Annotated in this window: 24 protein-coding genes; 11 read left to right on the top strand and 13 right to left on the bottom strand. The window is 64.8% G+C overall.

Going from position 1 to position 23,511, the window contains the following annotated elements; all coding sequences use genetic code 11:
* The first annotated feature begins 30 nt into the window (after positions 1-30).
* From ACRQ5Q_RS17275 to ACRQ5Q_RS17265, 3 genes are all read left to right on the top strand, one after another.
* Entirely contained in the window at positions 31-810 is a 780-nt protein-coding gene (locus tag ACRQ5Q_RS17275) for an NAD kinase (RefSeq protein ID WP_439368896.1), read from the top strand.
* Positions 811-887: 77 nt separating this feature from the next.
* Positions 888-1,433, top strand: coding sequence for a response regulator (locus ACRQ5Q_RS17270; RefSeq protein ID WP_008549760.1), 546 nt, complete (start codon positions 888-890; stop codon positions 1,431-1,433).
* Positions 1,434-1,461: 28 nt separating this feature from the next.
* A complete protein-coding gene (locus ACRQ5Q_RS17265; RefSeq protein WP_439399145.1) occupies positions 1,462-2,040 on the top strand; it encodes an Hpt domain-containing protein in 579 nt (192 codons plus the stop codon).
* Between the two features lie 237 nt (positions 2,041-2,277).
* On the opposite strand, the gene ACRQ5Q_RS17260 is transcribed toward ACRQ5Q_RS17265, so the two are convergent.
* From ACRQ5Q_RS17260 to folE, 4 genes are all read right to left on the bottom strand, one after another.
* Positions 2,278-3,453: a DUF2336 domain-containing protein gene (locus ACRQ5Q_RS17260; protein WP_439368901.1), complete on the bottom strand. Its 1,176-nt coding sequence runs from the start codon at positions 3,451-3,453 to the stop codon at positions 2,278-2,280.
* A gap of 194 nt (positions 3,454-3,647) precedes the next feature.
* Positions 3,648-4,730, bottom strand: a complete 1,083-nt coding sequence (locus ACRQ5Q_RS17255) for a transglycosylase SLT domain-containing protein (RefSeq protein WP_439368902.1) — start codon at positions 4,728-4,730, stop codon at positions 3,648-3,650.
* A 153-nt stretch (positions 4,731-4,883) separates the two neighbouring features.
* A complete protein-coding gene (hisI, locus tag ACRQ5Q_RS17250; protein WP_439368905.1) occupies positions 4,884-5,306 on the bottom strand; it encodes a phosphoribosyl-AMP cyclohydrolase in 423 nt (140 codons plus the stop codon).
* Positions 5,307-5,333: 27 nt separating this feature from the next.
* Positions 5,334-6,014, bottom strand: a complete 681-nt coding sequence (gene folE, locus ACRQ5Q_RS17245) for a GTP cyclohydrolase I FolE (RefSeq protein WP_439368906.1) — start codon at positions 6,012-6,014, stop codon at positions 5,334-5,336.
* A gap of 251 nt (positions 6,015-6,265) precedes the next feature.
* Here folE and ACRQ5Q_RS17240 point away from each other — a divergent pair, with 251 nt between their 5' ends.
* Positions 6,266-6,721: an iron-sulfur cluster assembly scaffold protein gene (locus tag ACRQ5Q_RS17240; RefSeq protein ID WP_439368907.1), complete on the top strand. Its 456-nt coding sequence runs from the start codon at positions 6,266-6,268 to the stop codon at positions 6,719-6,721.
* A 123-nt stretch (positions 6,722-6,844) separates the two neighbouring features.
* On the opposite strand, the gene ACRQ5Q_RS17235 is transcribed toward ACRQ5Q_RS17240, so the two are convergent.
* A complete protein-coding gene (locus ACRQ5Q_RS17235; protein WP_439399143.1) occupies positions 6,845-7,744 on the bottom strand; it encodes a hypothetical protein in 900 nt (299 codons plus the stop codon).
* A 247-nt stretch (positions 7,745-7,991) separates the two neighbouring features.
* Here ACRQ5Q_RS17235 and yidD point away from each other — a divergent pair, with 247 nt between their 5' ends.
* Together yidD and ACRQ5Q_RS17225 are read left to right on the top strand one after the other, a co-directional pair.
* A complete protein-coding gene (gene yidD, locus ACRQ5Q_RS17230; RefSeq protein ID WP_439368911.1) occupies positions 7,992-8,330 on the top strand; it encodes a membrane protein insertion efficiency factor YidD in 339 nt (112 codons plus the stop codon).
* A gap of 71 nt (positions 8,331-8,401) precedes the next feature.
* On the top strand, positions 8,402-8,602 hold the full coding sequence (locus ACRQ5Q_RS17225) for a hypothetical protein (RefSeq protein ID WP_439368914.1): 201 nt from the start codon (positions 8,402-8,404) through the stop codon (positions 8,600-8,602).
* On the opposite strand, the gene ACRQ5Q_RS17220 is transcribed toward ACRQ5Q_RS17225, so the two are convergent.
* Both ACRQ5Q_RS17220 and ACRQ5Q_RS17215 read right to left on the bottom strand, forming a co-directional pair.
* The gene (locus ACRQ5Q_RS17220; protein ID WP_439368916.1) at positions 8,603-9,811 is read right to left on the bottom strand and encodes a hypothetical protein; all 1,209 of its coding nucleotides are present in this window, start codon (positions 9,809-9,811) and stop codon (positions 8,603-8,605) included. It lies immediately after the preceding gene.
* A gap of 3 nt (positions 9,812-9,814) precedes the next feature.
* Entirely contained in the window at positions 9,815-11,182 is a 1,368-nt protein-coding gene (locus ACRQ5Q_RS17215) for an APC family permease (RefSeq protein ID WP_439368918.1), read from the bottom strand.
* 320 nt (positions 11,183-11,502) lie between these two features.
* Between ACRQ5Q_RS17215 and ACRQ5Q_RS17210 the strand changes: the two genes are divergently transcribed.
* The gene (locus ACRQ5Q_RS17210; protein ID WP_439399141.1) at positions 11,503-12,807 is read left to right on the top strand and encodes an alpha/beta hydrolase; all 1,305 of its coding nucleotides are present in this window, start codon (positions 11,503-11,505) and stop codon (positions 12,805-12,807) included.
* Between the two features lie 237 nt (positions 12,808-13,044).
* Here ACRQ5Q_RS17210 and ACRQ5Q_RS17205 read toward each other — a convergent pair whose 3' ends face one another.
* Together ACRQ5Q_RS17205 and ACRQ5Q_RS17200 are read right to left on the bottom strand one after the other, a co-directional pair.
* Positions 13,045-13,422, bottom strand: a complete 378-nt coding sequence (locus ACRQ5Q_RS17205; RefSeq protein ID WP_439368922.1) for a hypothetical protein — start codon at positions 13,420-13,422, stop codon at positions 13,045-13,047.
* Between the two features lie 92 nt (positions 13,423-13,514).
* Positions 13,515-14,690, bottom strand: a complete 1,176-nt coding sequence (locus ACRQ5Q_RS17200) for an MFS transporter (RefSeq protein WP_439399140.1) — start codon at positions 14,688-14,690, stop codon at positions 13,515-13,517.
* A 185-nt stretch (positions 14,691-14,875) separates the two neighbouring features.
* Here ACRQ5Q_RS17200 and thrS point away from each other — a divergent pair, with 185 nt between their 5' ends.
* The 3 genes from thrS (at position 14,876) to ACRQ5Q_RS17185 (ending at position 19,034) form a co-directional block, all read left to right on the top strand.
* Complete coding sequence (thrS, locus tag ACRQ5Q_RS17195) at positions 14,876-16,918, top strand: threonine--tRNA ligase (protein WP_439399138.1); 2,043 nt, start codon at positions 14,876-14,878, stop codon at positions 16,916-16,918.
* A gap of 93 nt (positions 16,919-17,011) precedes the next feature.
* Positions 17,012-17,575: a nitroreductase family protein gene (locus ACRQ5Q_RS17190; protein ID WP_439399136.1), complete on the top strand. Its 564-nt coding sequence runs from the start codon at positions 17,012-17,014 to the stop codon at positions 17,573-17,575.
* Between the two features lie 190 nt (positions 17,576-17,765).
* Complete coding sequence (locus tag ACRQ5Q_RS17185) at positions 17,766-19,034, top strand: serine hydrolase domain-containing protein (RefSeq protein WP_439368931.1); 1,269 nt, start codon at positions 17,766-17,768, stop codon at positions 19,032-19,034.
* Between the two features lie 534 nt (positions 19,035-19,568).
* Here the strand turns inward: ACRQ5Q_RS17185 and ACRQ5Q_RS17180 are convergent.
* The 3 genes from ACRQ5Q_RS17180 to ACRQ5Q_RS17170 form a co-directional block, all read right to left on the bottom strand.
* The gene (locus ACRQ5Q_RS17180; RefSeq protein ID WP_439399135.1) at positions 19,569-19,763 is read right to left on the bottom strand and encodes a hypothetical protein; all 195 of its coding nucleotides are present in this window, start codon (positions 19,761-19,763) and stop codon (positions 19,569-19,571) included.
* Positions 19,764-19,995: 232 nt separating this feature from the next.
* The gene (locus ACRQ5Q_RS17175) at positions 19,996-20,418 is read right to left on the bottom strand and encodes an aldo/keto reductase (protein ID WP_439399134.1); all 423 of its coding nucleotides are present in this window, start codon (positions 20,416-20,418) and stop codon (positions 19,996-19,998) included.
* Between the two features lie 138 nt (positions 20,419-20,556).
* Positions 20,557-21,630: a hypothetical protein gene (locus tag ACRQ5Q_RS17170; protein ID WP_439368937.1), complete on the bottom strand. Its 1,074-nt coding sequence runs from the start codon at positions 21,628-21,630 to the stop codon at positions 20,557-20,559.
* Between the two features lie 245 nt (positions 21,631-21,875).
* On the opposite strand from ACRQ5Q_RS17170, the gene ACRQ5Q_RS17165 reads away from it, so the two are divergent.
* Complete coding sequence (locus ACRQ5Q_RS17165) at positions 21,876-22,928, top strand: patatin-like phospholipase family protein (RefSeq protein ID WP_439368939.1); 1,053 nt, start codon at positions 21,876-21,878, stop codon at positions 22,926-22,928.
* A 20-nt stretch (positions 22,929-22,948) separates the two neighbouring features.
* Here ACRQ5Q_RS17165 and ACRQ5Q_RS17160 read toward each other — a convergent pair whose 3' ends face one another.
* Positions 22,949-23,377: a CBS domain-containing protein gene (locus tag ACRQ5Q_RS17160; protein ID WP_439399132.1), complete on the bottom strand. Its 429-nt coding sequence runs from the start codon at positions 23,375-23,377 to the stop codon at positions 22,949-22,951.
* Positions 23,378-23,511 lie beyond the last annotated feature (134 nt).

The following is a 23,511-nucleotide window of genomic DNA, read 5'->3' as shown; positions in this document are numbered from 1 at the left end:
TCTCGAGCCAGCGAGCCTGCCCGAAAAGCCATGACCAAGCCCTCGCGATATGAACGGATCGCCTTCGTCGCCAGCCCGAGCAGCGAGGCCCAGGCCGCTTTCGGCCAGCTCACCGCGCAATATGGCAATTGCGATCCTGACGAGGCCGACGTCGTGGTCGCGCTCGGCGGCGACGGGCTGATGCTCCAGACGCTGCACCATCACATGCGCACGGGAAAGCCTATCTACGGCATGCACCGCGGCACGGTCGGCTTCCTGATGAACGAGTACGCGACGCATGATCTGCGCCAGCGGCTCGAAACGGCGCATGAATCCGAGATCAATCCGCTCTTGATGCGCGCGACCGACGTCAACGACCGCGTTCACCTGCACCATGCCATCAACGAGGTGTACCTGTTCCGCCAGACCTCCCAGGCGGCACGCTTGCGGATCCTGATCGACGAGCGCGAGCGCATGCCCGAGCTGATCGCAGACGGCATCATCGTGGCGACGCCGGCAGGCTCGACTGCCTACAATCTCTCCGCGCAGGGCCCGATCCTGCCGATCAACGCCGCCCTGCTCGCCCTGACCCCGATCAGCGCCTTCCGGCCGCGGCGCTGGCGCGGCGCCCTGCTGCCCAATACCGCCTACGTCGTGATCGAGGTGCTGGAAGACGACAAGCGCCCCGTCGCCGCGGTCGCCGACCACGAGGAGGTGCGCAGGGTGCGGCGCGTCGAGGTGCTCTCGGACAAGAGCATCTCGATGCGGATGCTGTTCGACCCCGGCCACAGCCTGGAAGAGCGCATTCTGCGCGAGCAGTTCGGCTACTGACCCCGCCCGCCGGCAACCCTTCATTAACTCCCGGCGCGATATGGTTAACGAAGGTTGACCGCTTTGGCCCGGGCGTCATGTTTCGCATCGATTTCAACAAGCTGCGCTTCCTCGTCTGCGACGACAATCCGCACATGCGCCGCATTCTGCGCACGCTGCTGCATTCGTTCGGCGCGCGCGAAGTCTATGAAGCCGAGGACGGCGCCACCGCGCTGGAAATGTACAGCCATTACGTCCCCGACATCGTCATCACCGACTGGGCGATGCCGATCTTCGACGGGCTCGAGCTTGCGCAGATGATCCGGCAGCCGGAGTCCAAGGGCAATCCCTACGCGCCGATCATCATGCTGACCGGGCATTCCGAGAAGCGCCGCGTCACGGTCGCGCGCGATGCCGGTGTCACCGAATTCCTGGCCAAGCCGATCTCGGCCAAGGGGCTGTACCAGCGCATTCTCAACGTCGTCGCCAATCCCCGCCCCTTCATCAAGACCAAGACCTATTTCGGCCCGGACCGGCGCCGCAACACCAACTCCGCCTATATGGGTCCCGAGCGCCGCGTCGGCGAAAAGCACGAGGTGCTGCAGCAGCCCTCGCTGCTCGACAAGGCCCGCTCCTCCATCTAGCGCAACGTCTTCAGACGAGGCAGGCATCATGGCGAAGAACAGCGCAAAGGACATCGAGGTCACGGCCTTCGCCACGCACCAAATCATCACGCAGCCCAATCCGCTGCGCAAGGTTCTGCGCCGCGTCGAAGACAAGGACATGGACGACCCGGTCAGCCGTGCCGAGCAGGCGCTTGCGGGTCTCTGCGGCGAGTTCAAGGACTGGATGGCCACCGAGGTCAACCGCCTGTCGGCCGCCTACGTCGCCATCCGCAATGACGGCTTCACCAACGAGCGTCGCGACGAGCTGTTCCGTGCCGCGCACGACATCAAGGGCGATGCCGCAACATTCGGCTTCCCGGCGGCGGCGGGAATTGCCGAGAGCCTGTGCCGCGTCATCGAGCACGCCCCTGATCTGGATAAGGTGCCGGCCGAGCTGTTCACGCACCACATCAATGCCATCCTGGCCATCGTGCACCAGAACACCAGGCTCGACAGCATCAGCGTCTCCGCCGAGCTGAGCCGCCGCCTGCGCAAGGTCGCCGACGACTATCTTACCCAGGTCAACCGCGACCGCCCCGAGCATCTCGAAGCGATCCTGGTGCCCAGCATCGTGCCGGCGGAGTAGGGACTCCGCACTCCCCTCTCGTCATTTGCGAACGCAGCGAAGCAATCCAGAATCCCTCCGCGGGAACAGTCTGGATTGCATCGCTACGCTCGCAATGAAGGAGTTTTGAACGCCCGCTCTCTATCAACACGAACAGGAGAATATGTGGGTTGGCTTGGAGTAACCCACCTCTTTGCGATCTGTGGAAATAAACAGTGGTGGGTTACGGCTTCGCCTCACACACCCTACGACGTCTGGTTACGCCGCGATCAGATCGCCGTAAACCGGCTCGATCGCATCATCCGCAACGATCTCGTCGCAGAACAGCCGCGCCTCTTCGCGAGCCGACTCGGTGGCGAAGCGGCGGAGCAGGACCATCAGCGGCTCGGTGGCGCCGCGGTCGGTCTCGCAATGGGTGAGCACACGCTCGACCATGCGACGGCGCAGCCGCGCCGCGCCGTCGTCGCTGTCGACAAAACCCTGCTCATGGCAGGCATCGAGCGCGACCTGGAACGCCGCGAACGTCGCCTCGGGCAGGCCGGCGCGGCGCAGCAGCGCGTGCAGGCTGTTGCCGCCGCGATCGTGCAGCAGCGCGGTGACGCGCGCCAGCGGCATGTCGGCGAGCTCGGCCAGAGCCGCATCGAACAGGTCGAGATTGCTCGACAGCAGCGCGCGCAGGATGAGACCGGCGGTCAGCTGGCCGGTGACGCGCAGATGATGCACCAGGCCCTGCATGTCGTCGCCGCGCGAACGCGCCGCAATGTTGATGGTGGAGCGGTCGCGCGCCTCGATCGTCGCGCGCTCGGCGCGGGCGGCGCTCAGCCAGTTCCGCGCCACGACGAACCGCGCCAGCGTCTCGGAGAGCTTTGCCACCAGCGCCGCGCGCGTTGCGGCCGGCAGATCGTCCAGCACCAGCATCGCCTCGCGAATCGCGGCGAGATGGCCGTGACGTTCCACGATGCGAGTCCACGAGAACGGCGCAAGCTCGGCATGCGGATTTTCGATCAGCTCGAGCGCTGACGCCGCGCAGCCGACTTCGGCGATGGCGGCGCAGACCGAGACCGGCAGGGCAATGCGGCGGGCGACCGCGCATTGCACCTCGTCATTGCCGGTCGCGACGATGTCGACGAGATCGGCATCGATCAGCAGGGGTGAATGTTCGAGCACGGGCAGCGCGACGGTCGGCTGGTCCGCCGACAGCGCCCGCACGATCGACGCCGGCGCATCAGGGCTGCGCGCAAAAGCCTCGGCCATGGCCTGCCGCACCAGCGGCGAGGGATCGTCGAGGAGCATCAGAAGCGCGCCTTCGGCGGCGATGCGGTCGTCACGGGAGAGATCCGAGACCAGCCAGGCCCGGGCCAACGCCCGTGTCGCTTCGGCCCGCTCGCCGGCGGGCGCGGTCCTGATCCAATTGATAAACTGCCGAACAATCATGCTGCTTCCGGCTTACACTACAAACGAAAACGGTGACGGCTGGTCACCTGCAACACAAAATAAACCACGACGCTTAACAAAGCGTTCACCATAACTGGCTGGTTTTATTGACGTTTTATTAAGGGAACCAAGGCGCCATGCTGGCCTGTCCGGACGCAGGACAGCGCCTCGTCAGCAATGCGCCGCGCGGAAGGCTAGCTCGAGAACGTGCCGCTGCGATCACTGAAGAGATCGAGCGGCTGCGGCGGACGCACGTCCGGCGTTGCCGAGGCGATTGACGTAAGCGAGGCGTTGTTGCCCCACAATTTCTGCACCGTCGCCGAGACCGGCTGCGTGACATCGCCAGGCTGATAGATCGAGCGAAACACGGGCGTCGACGGCGCATTGTCGGCGACCGTCGTCGACGACATCGCGCTGACAGGCGTCACAGCGCGCGTGTTGGGAAAGGTCTGGAGATAGGCCGCGTTATCGACCACGGGCACGGCGGGCTGCACGCCGTTGGCGCTGGCGACCTCAGCGGTCGAGGGCGCGCCGCCATACATCGCCATCGCGCTGCGCGTCAATTTCGAATTGGCCGCGCTGGCGTAGCGCGCATCCAGCACCGCATAGACCTCGGAGACGCTGCGGGCGCGGCCGTCTTTGGCGTAGAAGATCGAGCGGTTGGCTGCTGCCGCGTTCGGAAACAGCCGCGCGCCGACTGCTTGCGCATTGTCCTCGGCGTTGGCGATGAGCTTTGCAGCTCCGCCAACGCCCATGAAATGCGCCATATAGAGCTCGCTGTCGCTCGGCCTGCGCCCGAGCAGGCCGGTGAGCTTGAAACTGTTCGACTGCGCCAGCGCCGCCGCCATGCTGGATGCGGCCTCCGGATCGTCACGCAGCTTCATGATCGACCGCTTCATGAAGGGGTCCTCGACGGTATAGGTACCGAACGACGTCCTGGTGATCGCGTCGGCGTAGTTGCCGTAGCCGAGCTGGCTCCCCGCCTCTTTCACGGTGCCGAGCCAGGTCTGGTCGATGAACTGGTAGAGCCCGTGCGCGGAGGACGTGGTGGCACCCGCGGTCGGGTCGAAATCCGATTCCATCTTGGCGGTGGTCAGCATGTACTGGAAGCTGATGCCGGAGATGTTCGAGGCCTGCTTGATCGCGCCGGCGACGCGCGCCCGCGACGGATCGAGAACCACCGTCTGTGAGGCACTGGAATTGTCGACCGACATGATGGAGTGCCCGCCCCGCGCGGCGTTGAGCGACACCGGCAATTCGGCGCCCTGTCGTCTCACCGTGGGACAGGTATGGTTAATGCGGGGTTAATTCAGGCCTCGCCGCCTGCTCCGCGTCATTCCGTGGCGCACCGCAGGTGCGAGCCCGCAATCCTCCAGCCACGCGCGATGGATTCCGGGCTCGCGCTTTGCGCGCCCCGGAATGACAGGTTGCTACTTCTTGTAGACCTCGTTCGGATCGAACAGTCGCTCTGTGTCGACCAAGACGAGCTTCGCCCCGCCGCCCTCCGCCTCGATCTTGCGGTAGAAGCACGACCGGCGGCCGGTGTGGCAGGCCGCGCCGATTTGCTCGACACGGATCCAGACCGCGTCCTGGTCGCAATCGGTGCGCATCTCGACCACGCGCTGGGTCTGACCTGAGGTCTCACCTTTTCGCCACAACGCCTTGCGCGAGCGGCTGAAGTACCAGGCTTCGCCGGTCGCGATCGTCTTGCGCAGCGCCTCGTCGTTCATGTGCGCAACCATCAGCACGTCGCCGGTGGCGACATCGGTCGCAACGACCGTCACGAGGCCGGCAGCGTCGAAGCGCGGCTGGAAGGAAAGACCTTCCTCGATCTCATGGGAGTGAGCGGACACTGGACCCTCGCGAGTTGATTTGCGAGGTCAGCGCTGCAGGCCTCGCACCAGGGACAGGAAACGGGCTTGCTCCGCCGGATTGTCGCGGAACATGCCGGTGAAGCGGCTGGTGAAGGTGGAGGCGCCGTGCTTGGCGACGCCGCGCACCGACATGCAGGTATGCTCGGCCTCGATCAGCACCGCAACGCCGCGGGGTTTCAGGATCTCGTCGATGGCCGCCGCGATCTGCGCCGTCAGATGCTCCTGGGTCTGGAGCCTCCGGGCGAAGATGTCGGTCAGGCGGGCGAGCTTGGACAGGCCGACGACGCGCTCCACCGGCGTATAGGCGATATGCGCCTTGCCGTAGAACGGCATCATGTGATGCTCGCACTGCGAGGTGAACTCGATGTCGCGCACCAGCACGAAATCGTCATAGCCGGCGGTCTCGCCGAAGGTGCGGTCGAGCACTTCGGCCGGGCACTGGTGGTAGCCCTGATAGAGCTCGTCGAAGGCCTCGACCACGCGGCGCGGCGTGTCGAGCAGGCCCTCGCGCTGGGGGTTCTCGCCGATATAGGCGAGCAGCGTCTTCACCGCTTGTTCGGCCTCGGCGCGCGCCGGGCGCGGCTGGTCGGCGCGGACGGCGGCCGCAAGGAATTCGGCAGGATCGAGCTCGGCGGGGCGGCTCTCCAGCTGCTTGTTGGGGCGGATCGGCTTGATTGTAGCGTCCATGTCTACTCCGTTCGACGGCCTTGTGGCCGGAGTGTCACCGGCAGACGGGGCGGCGAGCCGCCGGACGCCTGAAGAGAGCAATTTGGCGAAAAGGCCCTTCGGAGATAACGTCGACAGTGCTGATCTGGATCACAGCCGACGCACCGCTGGACTGTTTTTCCGCCACTTCCGACCCTATATAGGACCGTGGACGCCGCCCGCCAAGGCCGATCCGGCCCGGAAGTGGGTACGGAAGTGTTGGACTCCATCACATGCTGAACGACATTTATAACAAGCGGATCATCGAGCTGGCCGGGAATATTCCGCGCCTCGGGCGGCTGCCGGACCCTGATGCCAGCGCGACCGCCCACTCCAAGCTGTGTGGCTCGACCGTGAAGGTCGATCTCAAGATGGATGGCGACACTGTCACCGACTTCGCCCATGACGTGAAGGCCTGCGCGCTGGGACAGGCCTCTTCATCCATCATGGCAAGTCACGTGGTCGGCTCGACTGCGAGCGAACTCCGTCAGTTACGCGAAACCGTTCGCAAGATGCTCAAGGAGAACGGCACGCCTCCTCAAGGTAAATGGGAGGAGATCAAGTTCCTCGAGCCGGTGCGCGAGTACAAGGCGCGGCATGCCTCGACGCTGCTGACCTTCGATGCGGTGGTCGACGCGATCGGTCAGATCGAGGCCAAGGCCAAGCAACCGGCCGCGGCACCGGGCTGATTCCGGAGCGGTGCGCAGCATCGAACCCGAAATCCAGAGATTGCGATCGAGATTATAGGTGCGCAATTGCGCACCGTAGTTGGCGCCACGCGCGCCCCGGAATGACTGCCAGGATTTAAGAGTTTACTTCTGCGCCGCGGTCGCCGGCGTCGCCACACCGCCCGTGGGCGCCAAGGCTTCCGCCGTCTTGGTCGACCTGGCCGGCTGCTCCGGTTCCGTACCGAACCTCGCCTGCGTCTTGGGTGCGAGTTCCGCCATCGCCGGCGCCGTGACGTCCACGTGCGGCAGCACGTCGGCGACGAGATCCGTCGTCACGAGATTGGTGAGCTTGAGCTCGCCGGCATTGAGCTCATGCAGATCTTCCCAGGGCGGCACGCTGAGCGCGAGCGACAGCAGGTCGCCGGCGCCGCCCATATCGAAGGTGTATTTGGCGAGGCGGCCAATGTCGCGTTCCACGATCATCAGGTCCTGCGCACTGTAGCTCGCCGCCTTGGCATCGTCGGCGCGGTCGCCCATCCAGATCTGGTGGACGCGGACATGCGCCGCTTCCGGCACGTAGCGCTTCTTGCCGGCCAGCAGCAGGAACGCGCACATGGATTCGCAATAGGCCTCGGGCGCGACCGCCGGACGGGCCGATTGCCCGCCGCGGTTCGGAAGGCTGACTCCGACTGTCGTCAAAAGCCCGAGATTGCGGAAGCGTCGGCCGAGCGTGATCGCGTCGTTGACGGAGCCCCCGCTGGAATCGAGTACCACGGTGGCACCGCCGAGCTGGCGTCCGCGCGCGAATTCCTCAAAATCCTTAGGGGTGTCCGCGGTGATGATACCGACCGCGCTGACCCAGCCGCGGCAGTTCGGCTCGCAAGCGATCCAGCTGAATTTCATCGGCAGCTTGCGCTCTTCGAGCGCTGCGCCGGCTCGGGCCGACGACCCGAACGTCGCGATGGCGCCGGCCAGCGCAACTCCACAGACGGCGGTTCCCACCAACAACCAGCCGCGAAGATCAAGGGAGTTCAGAAGTTTCAATCTGGTTCCTTCCCCAAAGCCCCAAGGTCGCCAAACAATCCCGGCAGCGCCCTCTGAGTCGATCATACAGGCGTACGTTTCTACACACGGGCGTCATAAAAATGGTATCCGGGCGAATACAGATCGTCCACAGATACTTGCTGCACTGCTCCCAGAAAGCAGGCAAAATATGGCGCGCGCACAACACCTTACAGTTCCCTGGTTAGGAACAGCGCAACACATCGCTCAACCACGCGGCAACGCGCCCATGAAGCATTCAACCTGCGAGCATTGTTCCGTTCCCGTCGAGGGCATGCTTCGCGTTCCGCGAAGATTCGCCCGCGGGCTGATCTGGCTCTATCGCCACACGCTCTCGCCCCTGGTCGGATACAATTGCCGGCATCTGCCGACCTGCTCCGTTTATGGCGATGAGGCGATCGAGCGCTTCGGGCTCTGGGCCGGGGGGTGGATGACGCTCGCGCGCCTGCTCCGCTGCAATCCGTACGGCACGTCTGGAATCGACAATGTGCCGCTCGTCGCACCGCAAAACGCGCGCTGGTATCTGCCTTGGCGATACGCCCGCTGGCGCGGCGTCAACGCGCCCTAGACCGGCGGCCCTGTCGGAACAGGAACTTCCCGCATCGCGTTGTTGTGATGCTCCCACGGGGAGGAAACAACATGCGCTGGAAAATCAGCCCTCATCACTTCAGGTCTGGCCCTGGTCCCAGGAAGCCTCACGATCCCAGAACCCTCGATATGCTCGCCATCATCGCCCTGCTGGTGCTCGCGGCCGGCTCCGGCTGGTATCTGGCGACGAGTCTTGCAACGCCCCCCAGTTCGACGGCCTTCATCGTGCCGAGCCAGAGCGTGCACTGGTAGTTAGCGGAACCAGAAGAAACGTCCCGGCGGCGGGATCGGCTCGGGCGGGCGCGGTCGCTTCGGGCGCGGCGGTCGTGGGGGCTCGGCGGACGAAGCGGTCTCAGCCACTGGCGCGCTCTCGCTTCCCGGCACCTTCACCGCCAGCAGCAGATTGGATTCATGCATGCGCCAGCGATAGCCGACCCCGAAATCGATCGGCTGGGCGCGCGTGAACAGTTCGGCGTAGCGCTCCTGGTAGCGTCCGGGGAATTCGTCGATAGGCCCGAGATAGCGCCCGAACGGGAAGAAACGCCATTGCCGTGCATTGTAGTTGGCAAGCGGAATCCCGGAATCGTCCTGGACCATGGTGGCACTGTTGGCGAGCAGCCAGTCGCGGACGACCGTGAAGTTGCCGGAGTGCAAGAGATAGGACGCGCTCTTGAGCAGACTGTTGCCGGGGCCGAGCGTCTCGCAGAACTTCAGGAAGCCGGTTGCGCGTGCGCCGGAATTCGAAAGGTCGGTCGAGAAGTAATACAGCGTGCGCACCTCGCCGTCGCTGCCAGCGAAGGTGATGCGGACACCGCGCGTCGCGTTCGGTCCCGGATTGTCGTTCCCCGCATTCATCCCGCCCTTGTTGTCGAGCGCGACCATCTCGACGTTGCGGATGGTCTTGCCGGAGCGGGCGAGGAAAACATAGAGGATCGGCAAGGTGCCGCTGACCTGGTTGGTGTGCAGGTCGACCTTCATCTGCTTGGTGATGAAGAAGGAGAAGCTCAGGATCGAGCCGAGCGAGCGCTCAACATTGTAGAGCGCCGCGCCGACCGAACCTCGCCCCAGCTTCGTCAAGTCGGGCACGGCGCCGACCGGCTCCAATGCGCCGAGCACGTAGGTGCTGGCCTTGGAATAGAAGGCATCGGCGTAGAGGAAGTCCGGGCCGCTGAACATGTAGAACATGGTCGGCCGCGGCGCGGCCAGATTGACGTCGGCCCAGGCGCGGATCTTCGAGATTTGCCGCTGCTCGAGCTGGGCGAAGGCGCCGTCGAAGAATTTTGCGTGATGCTGCCAGTTTGGGTCCCTGGTCAGCGGCACCAGCGGCGAATCCGCCGAAGGCTGCATACCCGCCAGGAAGCGCGCGGTATCGTCGAAGGTGACGTCGGCGGCACGCGCGGACGAGACGGCCGCGGCCAGGATGGCAAGAGCGACGGCCGCAATTCTCATGGGTCGAATCATTGTCTATCCGCGGTGTGATGAATGGCCAGCGGCGACCGGCCGCCTGCGGAAAACTGCATAGATCAACAGGCCCGAGAGCATGACGAGCATCCCCGAGAGCGACTGCACGGGCCGCTCGGTCAGGAGGTAGTACATCATGAACGCGGTCACGAGCAGGAAAACGAGCGGCGTGAACGGGTACCCCCAGGCGCGATACGGCCTGGGCACATCGGGATCGGTAATGCGCAGCTTGATGACGCCGGCGACCGTGAAGAACGAGCAGAACAACAGCGCGAACTGGATGAAGTCGAGCACGGCCTCGAAGCTGCGCGTGAACAGCAACAGGGTCGCGACCGCGAGCTGGAACAGGATCGCATAGGCCGGTGCACCGCTGACCGATCGCTTCGAGAACACGCGCAAGGCGGGAATGTCCTCCCCCATCGTCATCATCACGCGTGGTCCGATCCACATCATCGCGCTGATCGAGGAGATCAGGCCGACGCAGATCATGGCGCCGACGATCCGGCCGCCAAGGCTGCCGAAGATGGCGGTGCCGGCGACGCTGGCGACGTCGAGCTGACCAGCGAGCGCACTGACCGGCGTCGAGTAGAGAAACACCGCATTCAGCGCGACGTAAAGCGCGAGCACGCTGAGCGTGCCCGCGAGCAGCGCGCGCGGAAGGCTTTGTTGCGGCGTTTTCATCTCGCCGATGATGTAGGTCGCGGCATTCCACCCGGAGAAAGAATACATCACGAAGACGAGCCCGATCGCGAAAGGCGCGCTGACGATGTGGGCGATGTCGCCCGGCTGCGGCGTGAAGGCGATCGGCTGCGGCGCCCCGATGATGAAGCCGGCGACCAGGAAGGCGACGATCAGCACGACCTTCAGGATGGTCGAGATCAGCTGGAAGGTCGATGAATGCCTGACGCCGGTCAGCTGCACGATCGAGACCAGCCATACCACGCCGATGGCGAGCGGGATCGGCGGCAGATCGGGAATGACCGATTTGGCGTATTCGCCGAAGGCCATCGCGGCGAGCGCGACGGGCGCTGCAAAGCCCACCGTCGCCGAGACCCAGCCGGCGAGAAAGCCGAAGGCGGGATGATAGGCGCGGCCGAGGAAATTATACTCGCCGCTCGAGCGCGGAAACATCGCGCCCAACTCGCTGTAGGCGAACACCCCGCATAGCGCGACGATGCCGCCAACGGTCCACAGCAGGAGAATCGAGAAGCCGGAAGGGATGTCCTTGACCTGGAAGCCGAGGCTGGTGAAGACGCCGACCCCGATCATGTCGGCGACGACGATGGCGGTTGCGACCAGAGCGGAAACCCCGGGCCCGCTCCCGGTCAGCCGGCCAGTCCAGGGCGCGGTACCCGCATCTGATGCCGTCATCGGGGATCCTTTACCTCAGGCGTCACGCCTCGTGGGAAGCATCGTGCAGTTTGGTCAGTCAATTCAAGCAGGGTTAACAAGGGCTAAATGAGGCAAAGAAAATCGGTATTTTCGCACCGCCATGCATGGTCGTGGGCAATAAACCGGTGCAAACACCGGAATATCCCGTTTCCCATCCCCACAATCACGACACGATTGCATGGTCCTTTCGAGTGTTCCGGACGTGGGGAAGTTTCTCCGGATGCTTAACGTCGCCTAAACGCCCCTCGGCTCAATTGTCTAGAGATTGCCGATGGACGTGACTTTGGGGTCTTGGGTGAATGGTCGGGGCCGTTCCGAACATGAGAGCTGACATTCGTGCCCACCGGACGTCGTCCGGTCGGCACGGTCGTGCGCTCCGGGTCGGCCTGATCTCAGCCTTGGTGCCACTGTCGCTCGCGCTGGTTCAATGCGGCAATGGGCCCAATCCGGCGGCTCTCGCGGCAAACTCGAAGGCCAATGGCCAGGTGGTCGCCAAGACCAATACTCAACAAGTTGCCAGCGCCGACACATTCGAGGATCGCTTCCCCGCCCCGCAGTTCAGGGAGCGCTTCCCGTCGGCGAGCGAGAGCTTCCTGCAACGGCAGATGTCGGACTTCTCGCCCAAGCGCGCTGTGCAACAGCAGCCGGAGCAGGCGCCCTACAAGGTCGCCTCGCTCGCGCCGCAAGTCCCCTACCAGCGTCCGCCGCGCGACGACCTGACGACCCTCGTCAGCATGAAGTCGTCGGCCTTCCCTTATTTCGGTAACAACCCCGCCTCCGACGCGCCGTTCCTCAACATCTCCAAGGGCGACCGCCGCGGCCATCGCAGCTATTCCGGGCGCGTCTACTGGCAGGACGAGACCTACAGCGACAGCCGCGTCCTGGTGCACGTGCCCGAGCATTTCGACGTGCGCAAGCCGGGCGTGATCGTCGTATTCTTCCACGGCAATGGCGCGACGCTGGAGCGCGACGTACGTGATCGGCAGCTGGTGCCGAGGCAGATCACCGATTCCGGCGCCAATGCCATCCTGCTTGCACCGCAGATGGCGGTCGATGCCGCCGATTCCAGCGCCGGCAAGTTCTGGCAGCCCGGCGGCTTCAAGCGCTTCATGGAGGAATCGGCGAGCCATCTCGCCCGCCTCACCGGTGATCCCGACAGCGCGCGCGCCTTCGCCAATATGCCGATCGTCATCGTCGGCTATAGCGGCGGCTTCCTGCCGACGGCCTGGAGCTTAGAGGTCGGCGGCATCAGCGACCGCGTCCGCGGCGTGGTGCTGCTCGACGCCATCTATGGCGAGATGGACAAGTTCGCGTCCTGGATCGAAAGCCACCGCTCCGGCTTCTTCGTCAGCTCCTACACCCGTTACACCGCGCGGCGTGACCGCGAGCTGATGAGCATGCTCAGGCAGAAGGGCATCAGCGTCTCCGAGGACATGGACGGCCCCTTGCGCCCCGGCAGCGTGGTGTTCGTCGAGACCGGCGAGGGCATCACTCATCGCGACTACGTGACCCGCGCCTGGACGCGGGATCCGCTCAAGGACGTGCTGGTGAAGATGTCGGCGACGCCGGCGCTGGCGCTGACGCGCGTTGCGTCAAGCCGTTAGCATATTGCGCCAGCCGGTATTTGCCCGCGCTTGCCGGCAATCGTCTCACCAGCTGATCGAAAAGCGATGTTGATGGGCTTTCGTCCCCGGGAGCCCGTTCCACACGGTTCACGGGAACGGGTGCGGCGTCGTCTATGTGATGGACGGCAAGACGCGCGGCGGCAATTCCGCGTTCGCCTTCATCGGCACCTGCACAGGCGAAGGCGACAGCATGAAGGTCAAGATCTCGACCTGAAGTTAGGTCTTGGGGAGCTTCGGAATGCTTTCGGCGAAGCCGTTGAAGCAGGCCAGCCGCTCGTCCTCTTCTTTGAAGAACCGGCAATCGGCGTAACCCTTGGCCTTCGCCGGCTTCGGCTTTGGCGCCGGCGGGATCACGGCGTCGTAGCAGTTGAGACGGTCCTTGGTACCATCATCGATCTCGAGGCAGGCCTGAAGCCGCGCCGCGACCGATTGCGGGTTGCCCTTCGGCGCGGGCGCGGCGGTTGCGGCCGTCGCCTTGGCCCCTTTCGACTTGACCTGCACCAGCGGCTTGTCCCCGATCATCGGTGGCTTGTCGGCTTGTGCGAACGCGGAGGTGGAATAGAGCACCGCAGCAACCGCCAGAATCATCCTCATCTCAGTCAACTCTCTTTGGTCCTCATGACCGGCCTTCTAGCGCTCTGACGCGCCATTTGCCAAGCACCTTGCGCGCACGAAAACGCGGGATTTCAGGCCGTCGCTGCCGCCGCCGGCCGGGGCCGGGTCAGGATCACCAGGACCAGCGCCAGCAGGACGAAGCCGACCGCCACGAACCCGACCGTGTGCAGGAGCTCGCGGGCGAACAGCAGTCCGCCGGTGGCGGACCCGACGGCCTGGCCGATATAGAGGACGGAGGTGTTGAGCGCGACGGTCGCCGGTGCCAGCGGCGGCGCGGCCGCGACCAGCCGCACCTGCTGCATCGAATTGGTCGAGGCAAAGCCCAGGCCCCAGATCGCGACTGCGATCGCCATCAACGCGATGGTGCCCGCACCCAACGCCCAGGTGGTGATGCCCGCAAGCACGAGGCAGGTGAAGAGCAGCGAGGTCCGGTAAGGGCCCCAGGTGTCGACGATGCGTGTCGCAATGGCGACGCCAAGGAAGCCGCAGACGCCATAGATGGCGAATACCATGCCGACCGTATCGGGGCTCGCCCCGGTCAGCTTATTCAGCAGCGGGCCCATGAAGGTGAACACCGCAAACTGTCCGGACATTTGCAGCATGGTGATCGCCAGCAATAGCAAGATCGCCCTGCTGCGGCCGACCGCGCTCCAGGTCTTCAGATCCACCGGCGTGCCCCTCAAGCCTGCCGGCAGGCGCAACAGCAGCAGCAGGAAGCCGATACAGCCGAGCGCGCCGATCCCAGCATAGGCGGCGCGCCAGCCATAGCGGCTGGCGATCAAGGTGATCAGCGGCAGAGCGACGGCGGCCGCCAGCGACCAACCGAGGAAGATATAGGCGATCGTGCTGCCGCGCCGCTCCGCCGGCACGATCAGCGCCGCCGTGCCCGCCGCCTGCGGCGTATAGAGCGCGCCGACCGCAAGCATGACCAGGCGGATGACAAGGAGGCTCGCATAGTCGGGCGCAAACGCCGAGGCGAGATTGCCGAGCGCGAGCACCGCCAGCGTCGTGGTGAGCAGCGTCCGCCGCTCGATGCGGCTGGTCAGCCACGCCGTCAGCGGCGAACCGATGCACAGCGTCACCGCGCCGAAGGTGATCAGCAGGCCGGCCGCGTGGATGCTGATCCCAAGCCCCGCCGACAATTCCGGCAGCATGCCAGCCGGCGCCAGCACCGAGCAGCCGGTGACGAGATTGCCAAGCATCAGGGCGGTTGGCGCGAAACGGCCGGCGGCGGGGGCTTTTTCCATGCAAATGCATGTAGCGGCGGCGTGTGACGAGTTAAAGGGCACAACGCCAAATAGTTGGAGCTGCGCCCGGATTTTGCGCGTCAGCTTCTTGGAAATGCCGGATTGCACAGGCCGAATCGCCTGATATATCGCTCGTTCCCGCTTACCTGCGCTCGTTCGCAGGAGTGAGCCCCAGGAGAAAAGCAATGTCCGACCAGCCCAAATCCGAGTCCGGCTTTCAATACAGCCTGTCCAACCTGAAGCCCGTGACCCCCGCTCCCAAAGTCACGCTCACCTTCCCCGACGGCGCCCAGCGCCAGTTCGACAAGGGCATCACCGGTCTCGATATTGCCAAGGGCATCTCGCCGTCGCTGGCCAAGCGTACGGTTGCGATGGCGCTCGACGGCGCGCTCGCCGACCTCAACGATCCCATCGAGACCGACGCCAGGATCGAGCTCGTCAATCGCGACGACCCGCGCGCGATCGAATTGATCCGCCACGATTGCGCGCACGTGCTGGCCGAAGCTGTGCAGACGCTGTGGCCGGGCACCCAGGTGACCATCGGTCCGGTGATCGAGAACGGCTTCTACTACGACTTCTTCCGCAACGAGCCGTTCACGCCGGAAGACTTTGCCGCCATCGAGAAGAAGATGCGCGAGATCATCGCGCGCGACAAACCCTTCACCAAGGAAGTGTGGGATCGCGAGAAGACCAAGCAGGTGTTCCGCGACAAGGGCGAGGCGTTCAAGGTCGAGCTGGTCGACGCCATTCCCGGCAACGAGCCGATCAAGATCTATTACCAGGGCGACTGGTTCGATCTCTGCCGCGGCCCGCACATGACCTCGACCGGCAAGGTCGGCAATGCCTTCAAGCTGATGAAAGTAGCCGGCGCCTATTGGCGCGGCGACAGCAACAACCCGATGCTGACGCGCATCTACGGCACGGCCTTCGCCAGGCAGGAGGACCTCGACGCCTATCTGAAGCAGATCGAGGAGGCCGAGAAGCGCGACCATCGCAAGCTCGGGCGCGAGCTCGACCTCTTCCACTTCCAGGAGGAAGGTCCGGGCGTCGTGTTCTGGCATCCGAAGGGCTGGACCATCTTCCAGCAGCTGATCGCCTATATGCGCCGGCGCCTGACCGGCGACTACAGCGAGGTCAACGCGCCGCAGATCCTCGACAAGGTGCTGTGGGAGACCTCGGGCCATTGGGGCTGGTACCGCGAGAACATGTTCGCGGCGCAGTCGGCCGGCGACGAGGCCGAGGACAAGCGCTGGTTCGCGCTGAAGCCGATGAACTGCCCCGGCCATGTCCAGATCTTCAAGCACGGCCTCAAGAGCTACCGCGACCTGCCGCTGCGCCTCGCCGAATTCGGCGTGGTGCATCGCTATGAGCCCTCCGGCGCCATGCACGGCCTGATGCGCGTGCGCGGCTTCACCCAGGATGACGCGCACATCTTCTGCACCGAGGACCAGCTCGCCGAGGAGTGCCTGAAGATCAACGACCTGATCCTGTCGACCTATGCGGATTTCGGCTTTACCGGCGATCTCACGGTGAAGCTGTCGACCCGCCCCGACAAGCGCGTCGGGACCGATGCGATGTGGGATCACGCGGAGCGGGTGATGGCGACGGTGCTGCGCGAAATCCAGTCGCAGAACAATCACATCAAGACGGAGATCAATCCGGGCGAAGGCGCCTTCTACGGGCCGAAGTTCGAATATGTGTTGCGCGACGCCATCGGCCGCGACTGGCAGTGCGGCACCACGCAGGTCGACTTCAACCTGCCGGAGCGGTTCGGTGCGTTCTACATCGACCATGACGGCGGCAAGAAGCCGCCTGTCATGGTGCATCGCGCGATCTGCGGCTCGATGGAGCGCTATATCGGCATCCTGATCGAGCACTATGCCGGCAACTTCCCGCTCTGGCTCTCGCCGGTGCAGGCGGTGGTCACGACCATCACCTCGGAAGGCGACGAATACGCCAAGCAGGTGCTGGAGCAGGCACGGCGCGCCGGACTTCGGGTCGAGATCGATCTGCGCAACGAGAAGATCAACTACAAGGTCCGCGAGCACTCGCTGGCCAAGATCCCGGCCCTGCTCGTGGTCGGCAAGAAGGAGGCCGAGACGCATTCGGTCTCCGTCCGCCGCCTCGGCAGCGACGGCCAGAAGGTGATGACGACCGCCGAGGCGATCGCCGCCCTGGTCGACGAGGCGACTCCGCCCGATGTGAAGCGGGCTCGCGGCGCGCTCTGATCCCTGAAATCGATCTAAACTCGCTTCCGGTTGCCGGCGTGCATGCTTATCTCGGTATTGCACGCCCGACGACCAGCCGAAGAGGACCATCCCGTGCCCGACGCCATCGAACTCCTGAAGACCCGCCGCTCGGTCAAACCGCGCGAGATGACCGGCCCCGGCCCGTCCGCGGCCGAGCTCGAGACGATCCTCACCATCGGCGCGCGCGTGCCCGATCACGGCAAGCTCGCGCCCTGGCGCTTCATCATCTTTGAAGGCGATGCCCGCCAGCGCGCCGGCGAGGTGATCGCGAAGGTGTTTGCCCGGAAGAATCCCGGCGCGCCCACGGCCGACGTCGAGACCGAGCGCAAGCGCCTGATGGATGCGCCGCTGGTGATCGGCATCGTCAGCTTTACCAGGCCGCATCCGAAGGTGCCGCCGTTCGAGCAGGAATTGTCGGCGGGCGCCAGCGCCATGAACATCGTCACGGCCGCGACCGCGCTCGGCTATGGCGCCTGCTGGTTGACCGGCTGGTTCGCGTTCGATCGCGACGTGCTCGACGGCCTCGGCCTCAAGCCGGACGAAAAGCTCGCAGGCTTCGTCCATATCGGCACGCCCAGCAAGCCCAGCGAGGACCGTCCGCGCCCCGCGCTGTCCGATATCGTGACCAGATTCTAGGCCCGAAAGCTTGCGCCTCCGAAATTCCTCGCGGGCGTTCGTGCCATGTGGTCGGGTGCTCGCAGGCCGACCGAGCTCGGCGAACCGTCCGCGACCGTTCTTTTCGGAAATCGTGACGCGATTTTAATCGATGGCTTGTTGACGCCTTCGGCATCTTGCGGCTTTGATTCCGGCGGCGGAGGAAGCCCGGATGAAGCGTCGTGAATTTCTGGTCGGAGCCGCACTGCTCGCCGGCACGATGGGGCGCAGCCGCGCCGTGGACATCCCTACCCCGTCGCCCGACGGCCTCGAGCGCATCACCGCCTATTTCGACAACGAGGTCACGAGCGGCCGGCTGCCGGGCGCCGTGATCCTCGTGCAGCAGCACGGCAAGCCGGTCTACCTCAAGACCTTCGGCGTGCGCGACACCAGGACGGGCCTTGCCATGACGCCCGACACGATCTTCGCCATCCACTCGATGACCAAGCCGATCACGTGCCTCGGCGCGATGATGCTGATCGACGAGGGCAAGCTCGCGCTCACCGATCCCGCGTCGAAATACGTCCCGCTCTTTGCCGACACCAAGGTCGGCATCGAGATCACTAATCCGGACGGCAGACTGGAACTCGACCTCGTGACGCCGGTCCGCCCCGTCAACATCGAGGATCTGCTGCGGCACACCTCGGGCATCAGCTATGACTATATCGGCGGCAAATGGGTCGAGCAGGCGTACAAGGCCGCCAACATCTTCGAGGGCCAATTCAACAACAGGGAATTCGCCGATCGTATCGCAAAGCTGCCGCTGGCGCGGCAGCCGGGAACGCTGTGGCGCTATGGCCATTCCACCGACGTGCTCGGCGCCATCATCGAGATCATCTCGGGCCAGACGCTGTACGATTTCCTCAAGCAGCGCATCTTCGATCCGCTCGGGATGAGCAGCACCAAGTTCGCGCTGGCGACGGAAGACGAGCTGGCGCGAATGGCGCGGCCGCTGCCGAACGATTTCATCCTGCTCGCCGGTGAGCGCGACCGGCTCGATCATCCGGAATGGCAGTCCGGCGGCGGCGGCCTGCTCTCGACCATCACCGACTATCAGCGCTTCTCGCAGATGCTGCTCAATGGCGGCGAGTTCGAGGGCAAGCGCTATCTGAGCCCGGCCGCCTTCAAGGCGATGACAACCGATCACGTCGGGCCGGGCTCCGGTGTGGGGCGCGACTATTTCTATTTTCCCGGCGACGGGTTCGGCTATGGCTACGGCCTTGCCGTACGCACCGATCCCGGCAACGCCAAACCGCCGCCGGCGGGATCGATTGGCGAGTTGAAATGGGACAGTGGCAGCGGCACCTATTTCGGCGTCGATCCCAAGCTCGACATGGTCTACCTCATGATGCAGCAGACCCAGAACGAGCGCAGCCGCATCACGCCCGCCTTCAAGGCGCTGGTCTACGACTGCTTCCCCGAGGCGCTACGCCGCCCGTGAGGCGCGCCGGCCGAACTCGGCCAGCAATGTTGCGATCTGCGCCCCCGGCCGCGCCGCCGGGCGCGGGTTCCATAATTGCGCTTATGACAGTTTCAAGTCAGGTGTTGGTTAGTAGCCGCTAGAGACTATGGCGGTTTGGCTTTCCGTGTGTGCGAACACTGGCGGCCACATCGCACCAAGACAATGCTGACCGGGGTAATCGGTCCTGGCTTTCGCCAGGACAACGTGGGAGAGGTCTTGCGCGCCTGATTCAACACCGTCATTGCGAGCGCAGCCAAGCAATCCAGAATCTTTTCGCGGATACATTTCCGGATTGCTTCGCTGCGCTCGCAATGACGGAGTGTGAGCAAGAGCGCCGTTCTTTCAATTCGCATCTCGTTCGCAGACACGCTCTCTCGTTTTCGGGGCTTGTTCGCCCGAGCTCTCCCTCCCTGCAAACCCGTTCGCGCCAACGCCATCTGCGTCCACCGCCGCCCGGCCCGCGTTCGTGGGTGTTTTGCCCCACAGGCAACGCAAGGTGTTGTAGCCGCGCGGCTAGTCTTCGCTGGGCGCCGCGAAGCGGTTGCGCAAATAGGCTTGCGACAGCAGGAAAAACAACGCGCGCTCGCCTTGATATTTGGCGGCCGGCCGGCTGCGCTCGAAACCGTCGGCAAAGATCTTGCCGGACTGGTCGCACACCTGCCACCGCCAGCCGAACCGTTTGCGCCTGGTAAGGATCACTTCGAACATGCCGACGGGCTTGGTCCCTGCTCCTCCGGTCTCGCAGGCAACCAACCTGCCCCGGCGTCCCCATTGGACGGATGCCCGACATATAACGCAGCAGGATGGAAAGAGAATAAATTTGATTATGGGAATTAGTATCTTCCACCGGCCGCGACGACGCGCGACGTCCGCGGAATAAGTCGACGCTATCGGTGTTGACGGGCCTTGCGACGACGCTTGATAGCGCTCGCACGCGTATTCAAGCCGGAAGACACGACGTGAAGCCCGGTAAGCAAACGCTCACCAGGGCCCACATCAGCATCTGTAACTGGCCAACCCGCGCCCGGAAGATGGCGGGATAGCGGTCACGCTGCTCGGCCACCTTGGCCAGCACCGCTGGAATCGCAGCGAGATCGGCCTTGGACAACGTTACCACCGACGCGCCGAGATTCTCCTCGAGCCGGTTCAGCTTGGTGGTGCCGGGAATCGGCACGATCCACGGCTTCTGCGCCGACACCCACGCCAATGCGATCTGCGCCGGCTTCGCCTGCTTCGCCGTCTCAATCTCGCCGAGCAGCTCGACCAGCGTCTGCTGGCCTTTCGTGCGCCGGATGAGAAGCGGGGTAAGATGTTGCGAACCGCAGTCGGCGTTGATCGGCTCGTGATGTCTCGTCCTCGTCATTGCGAGCGCAGCGAAGCAATCCCAGAGTGCCTCCGCGGATTCTGCAATGCTTCGCTGCGCTCGCAACGACGATGTGGGGTGATCCGACGCTACATCGATCAGAGCGACTCGCGGAGAGTCTCCCCCTCACCCGGAAGACTACCGCGCCACCACTTCCACTTCGCCGTCGACGCCGTTGACGACGTTGAAGCCGCGCTCGTAGACCTTGCCCTCGTTCTTGGCGATGGCGCGGTATTCACCTTCGGACAGCACGACGCGCGGGAAGGCGCCGATCGATTCCTTGATGACGTCGCCGCCGGGGGTCAGCACCGACCAGGCGGTGTTGGCGAGCGCCTCGCCGCCCCGGTCGCTGACGAGCTTGAGCGTGATGACGGCGGCGCGGTGGGTGATGGTAACGTCGGTGAGCTTGCCGGCCTGGACGCGGATATCCGAGCGCACCACCGAATTGGCATCGCCATAGTTGGAGACGATGTAGTAGGTGCCTTCCGGGATCAACACGACGTCGCCGGCGGCGACGTTGGGCACCAGCGAGGCGCGCTCACCGGATTCGAACTGGCTGCCCTTGTAGATCGCGAACGAGATCTGGTTCTGCGGAATGCGGCTGGTGCCGACGCGGCCCTCGATGCGCAGGCCGCCGGCCGGCAGCACGAAGGATTCGCGATCGGTCTCGGCCTTGAGGCTGACGGTGCGTACCGCGCTGACGAGGCCGAAGGCGACGTGGACGACGTAGTTGCCGGGCGGCAGCACGATGTTGGGCGTGGCGCTGCGGTCCTCACGGATCAGCTTGAAGGTGCCGTTCTCGTCGGGACGGTCGGCAAACACCCGCCACACCAGGCCGCTGGTGATCGGAGCGGAATCCTTGCCGTATCTCGCCGTCAGCGACAGCACACCCTGGCCGGGCACGGCCGCATTGAGCGGCGCTGCCGGTGGCACCGTCGTGACGGCGGGCGGCGGCATGCTGGGGGTCACCGGCTGAATCAGGGTGGGCGGCAGACTCGGCGGGCCGGCACCCGGGCCGGAAGGGGGCGCCAGGCTGACGGCTCCGCCGGGATCTGGCACCGAGGCCGGGGGCACCGGCGGCGGGCGATCGGAGAAAAGCTGCGCTTGCGCAACGTTTTGGCCTGATGCGACGAGGCAGGCGGCAAGGGTCAGCGCCGGCAGCAGCCTGCCGCTGCGCCGCCATCCGATGATGCCGTCACCCCCGCGTGTCATGTTCCCTGGTTTTCACCGAAAACGCGGCAAATTCAAGCCTCGGATATCCCAGGAAATACGGCCCCGATGCGATCTATGGAACCCGCTGACGGCTGCGTGATTAGACTTGAGGCAACCGTCCCTCGCCATACTCCTGCCCAGTGCCCTCCCCAAAGCGGCATAAACCATGCTTCGTGCCTGATATGGCGGAGCGCAATTGGGGTGCCTAGTCTGACGGCGGGCTGTCCCAGCGTAGGAGAGTTTTAGTGCTGGAGATCTTGAAGGGCCGCGGCTCGAACGGCTCCAACGGCGAGAAGGCCGGCGAAAAAGTCGGCGAGAAGGTCGGCTTGGGCAGCATCCGTCGGCCAGTCATTGGCCTCGCGCTCGGCGGCGGCGCGGCGCGCGGCTTTGCCCATATCGGGATCCTGAGGACCCTGATTGCCAACGGCATCGTGCCCGACGTCGTGGTCGGTACCTCGATCGGCGCCGTGGTCGGCGGCCTCCATGCGGCCGGTCGACTCGATACGTTCGAGGAGTGGGGACGCAGCCTGCAGGGCATGCGCAACATCCTGGGCTATCTCGACATCCGCCTCAACGGCTCCGGCCTGATCGGCGGCGAGAAGCTCGCAACCCGGCTCGAGACAGCGATCGGCCAGACCCTGATCGAGGACCTGCCCGTCAAGTTCGCCGCCGTCGCGACCGAGGTCCGCACCGGCCACGAGATCTGGCTGACGCGCGGCCGCATGGTCGACGCGATGCGGGCGTCCTACGCCCTGCCCGGCATCTTCTCACCGGTCCTGATCGGCGACCGCTGGCTGGTCGACGGCACGCTGGTCAATCCGGTGCCGGTCTCGGCGGCTCGCGCGCTCGGCGCCGAAATCGTCATCGCCGCAAATCTTTCCAGCGACATCTTCACCCATTCCACGACGATCCATGCGCATGGCGCTGGGCCTGCCCCGGTCGCCTCCGAGGCCGAGGCGACGCCGGCCAAGCGGCGCTTTCCGCGCCTGTTCTCGCCCGAGAAGACCATGAAGCGCGAGTTCTTCGGCGGCGGCGGACGACCCGGCATCTCCTCGGTGATGGTCGATGCGTTCAACATCATGCAGGACCGCATCACCCGCGCGCGCCTTGCCGGCGATCCGCCCGATATGCTGATCACGCCGCGGGTCGGCCATTTCGGCTGGTTCGACTTCCACCGCGGCGAGGATCTGATCGCGCACGGAACGCGCGCCGCCGAGCGCGCGCTGGAGTCGATCCAGGAGGCGATCGATGTGCTCGCGCCGGCGCCCGCCGGTCACGCGCCCAAAGCGGACGAGTAAAGCGGACCGCGTGAGGCCCGTCAGGCCGTCTTGATGTAGTCGCGCAGGGCTTCCTGCTCCGCCTCGTATTCGCGGACACGCCATTTGACGATGTCGCCGATCGAGATCAGCCCGACCACCTTGCCGTTGTCGATGACGGGCAGATGGCGGAACTTGCCTGTCGTCATCCTCTCCATCAGTTCGGCGACGGTGTCGGTCTCCTTGCAGGTGACGACCTTGCGGGTCATGACCTCCGAGACCGGCTCTTCCAGCACGCCGGCGCCGCGCTCGCCGAGCACGCGCACGATGTCGCGCTCGGACAGGATGCCTTCCAGCCGGCTCTGGTTCATCACCAGCACGGCGCCGATCTTCTTCTCGCCGAGCAGCTTGATGGCGGCCGACAGCTTGGCGTCGGGCTCGACGCTCATGATCTGGTGGCCCTTGGTGTTGAGAATGGAACGTACCGTCATTGTCGCCTCCCTGAATCGGAGCCGTCCGCCTTTGGCGGTTCGGACTTGTTCGCGAGTCTTCAACTAACAGTTTTGGCGCGGTTTCACGCTCGCGCACTTGTCGAAGCGTTGCCTCCAGGGGCTTGTCGCTTCGG

Source organism: Bradyrhizobium sp. PMVTL-01 (assembly GCF_051861855.1).
In the GTDB taxonomy this organism is placed as follows: Bacteria; Pseudomonadota; Alphaproteobacteria; order Rhizobiales; family Xanthobacteraceae; genus Bradyrhizobium.
This window is presented reverse-complemented; position numbering and strand designations above follow the sequence as displayed.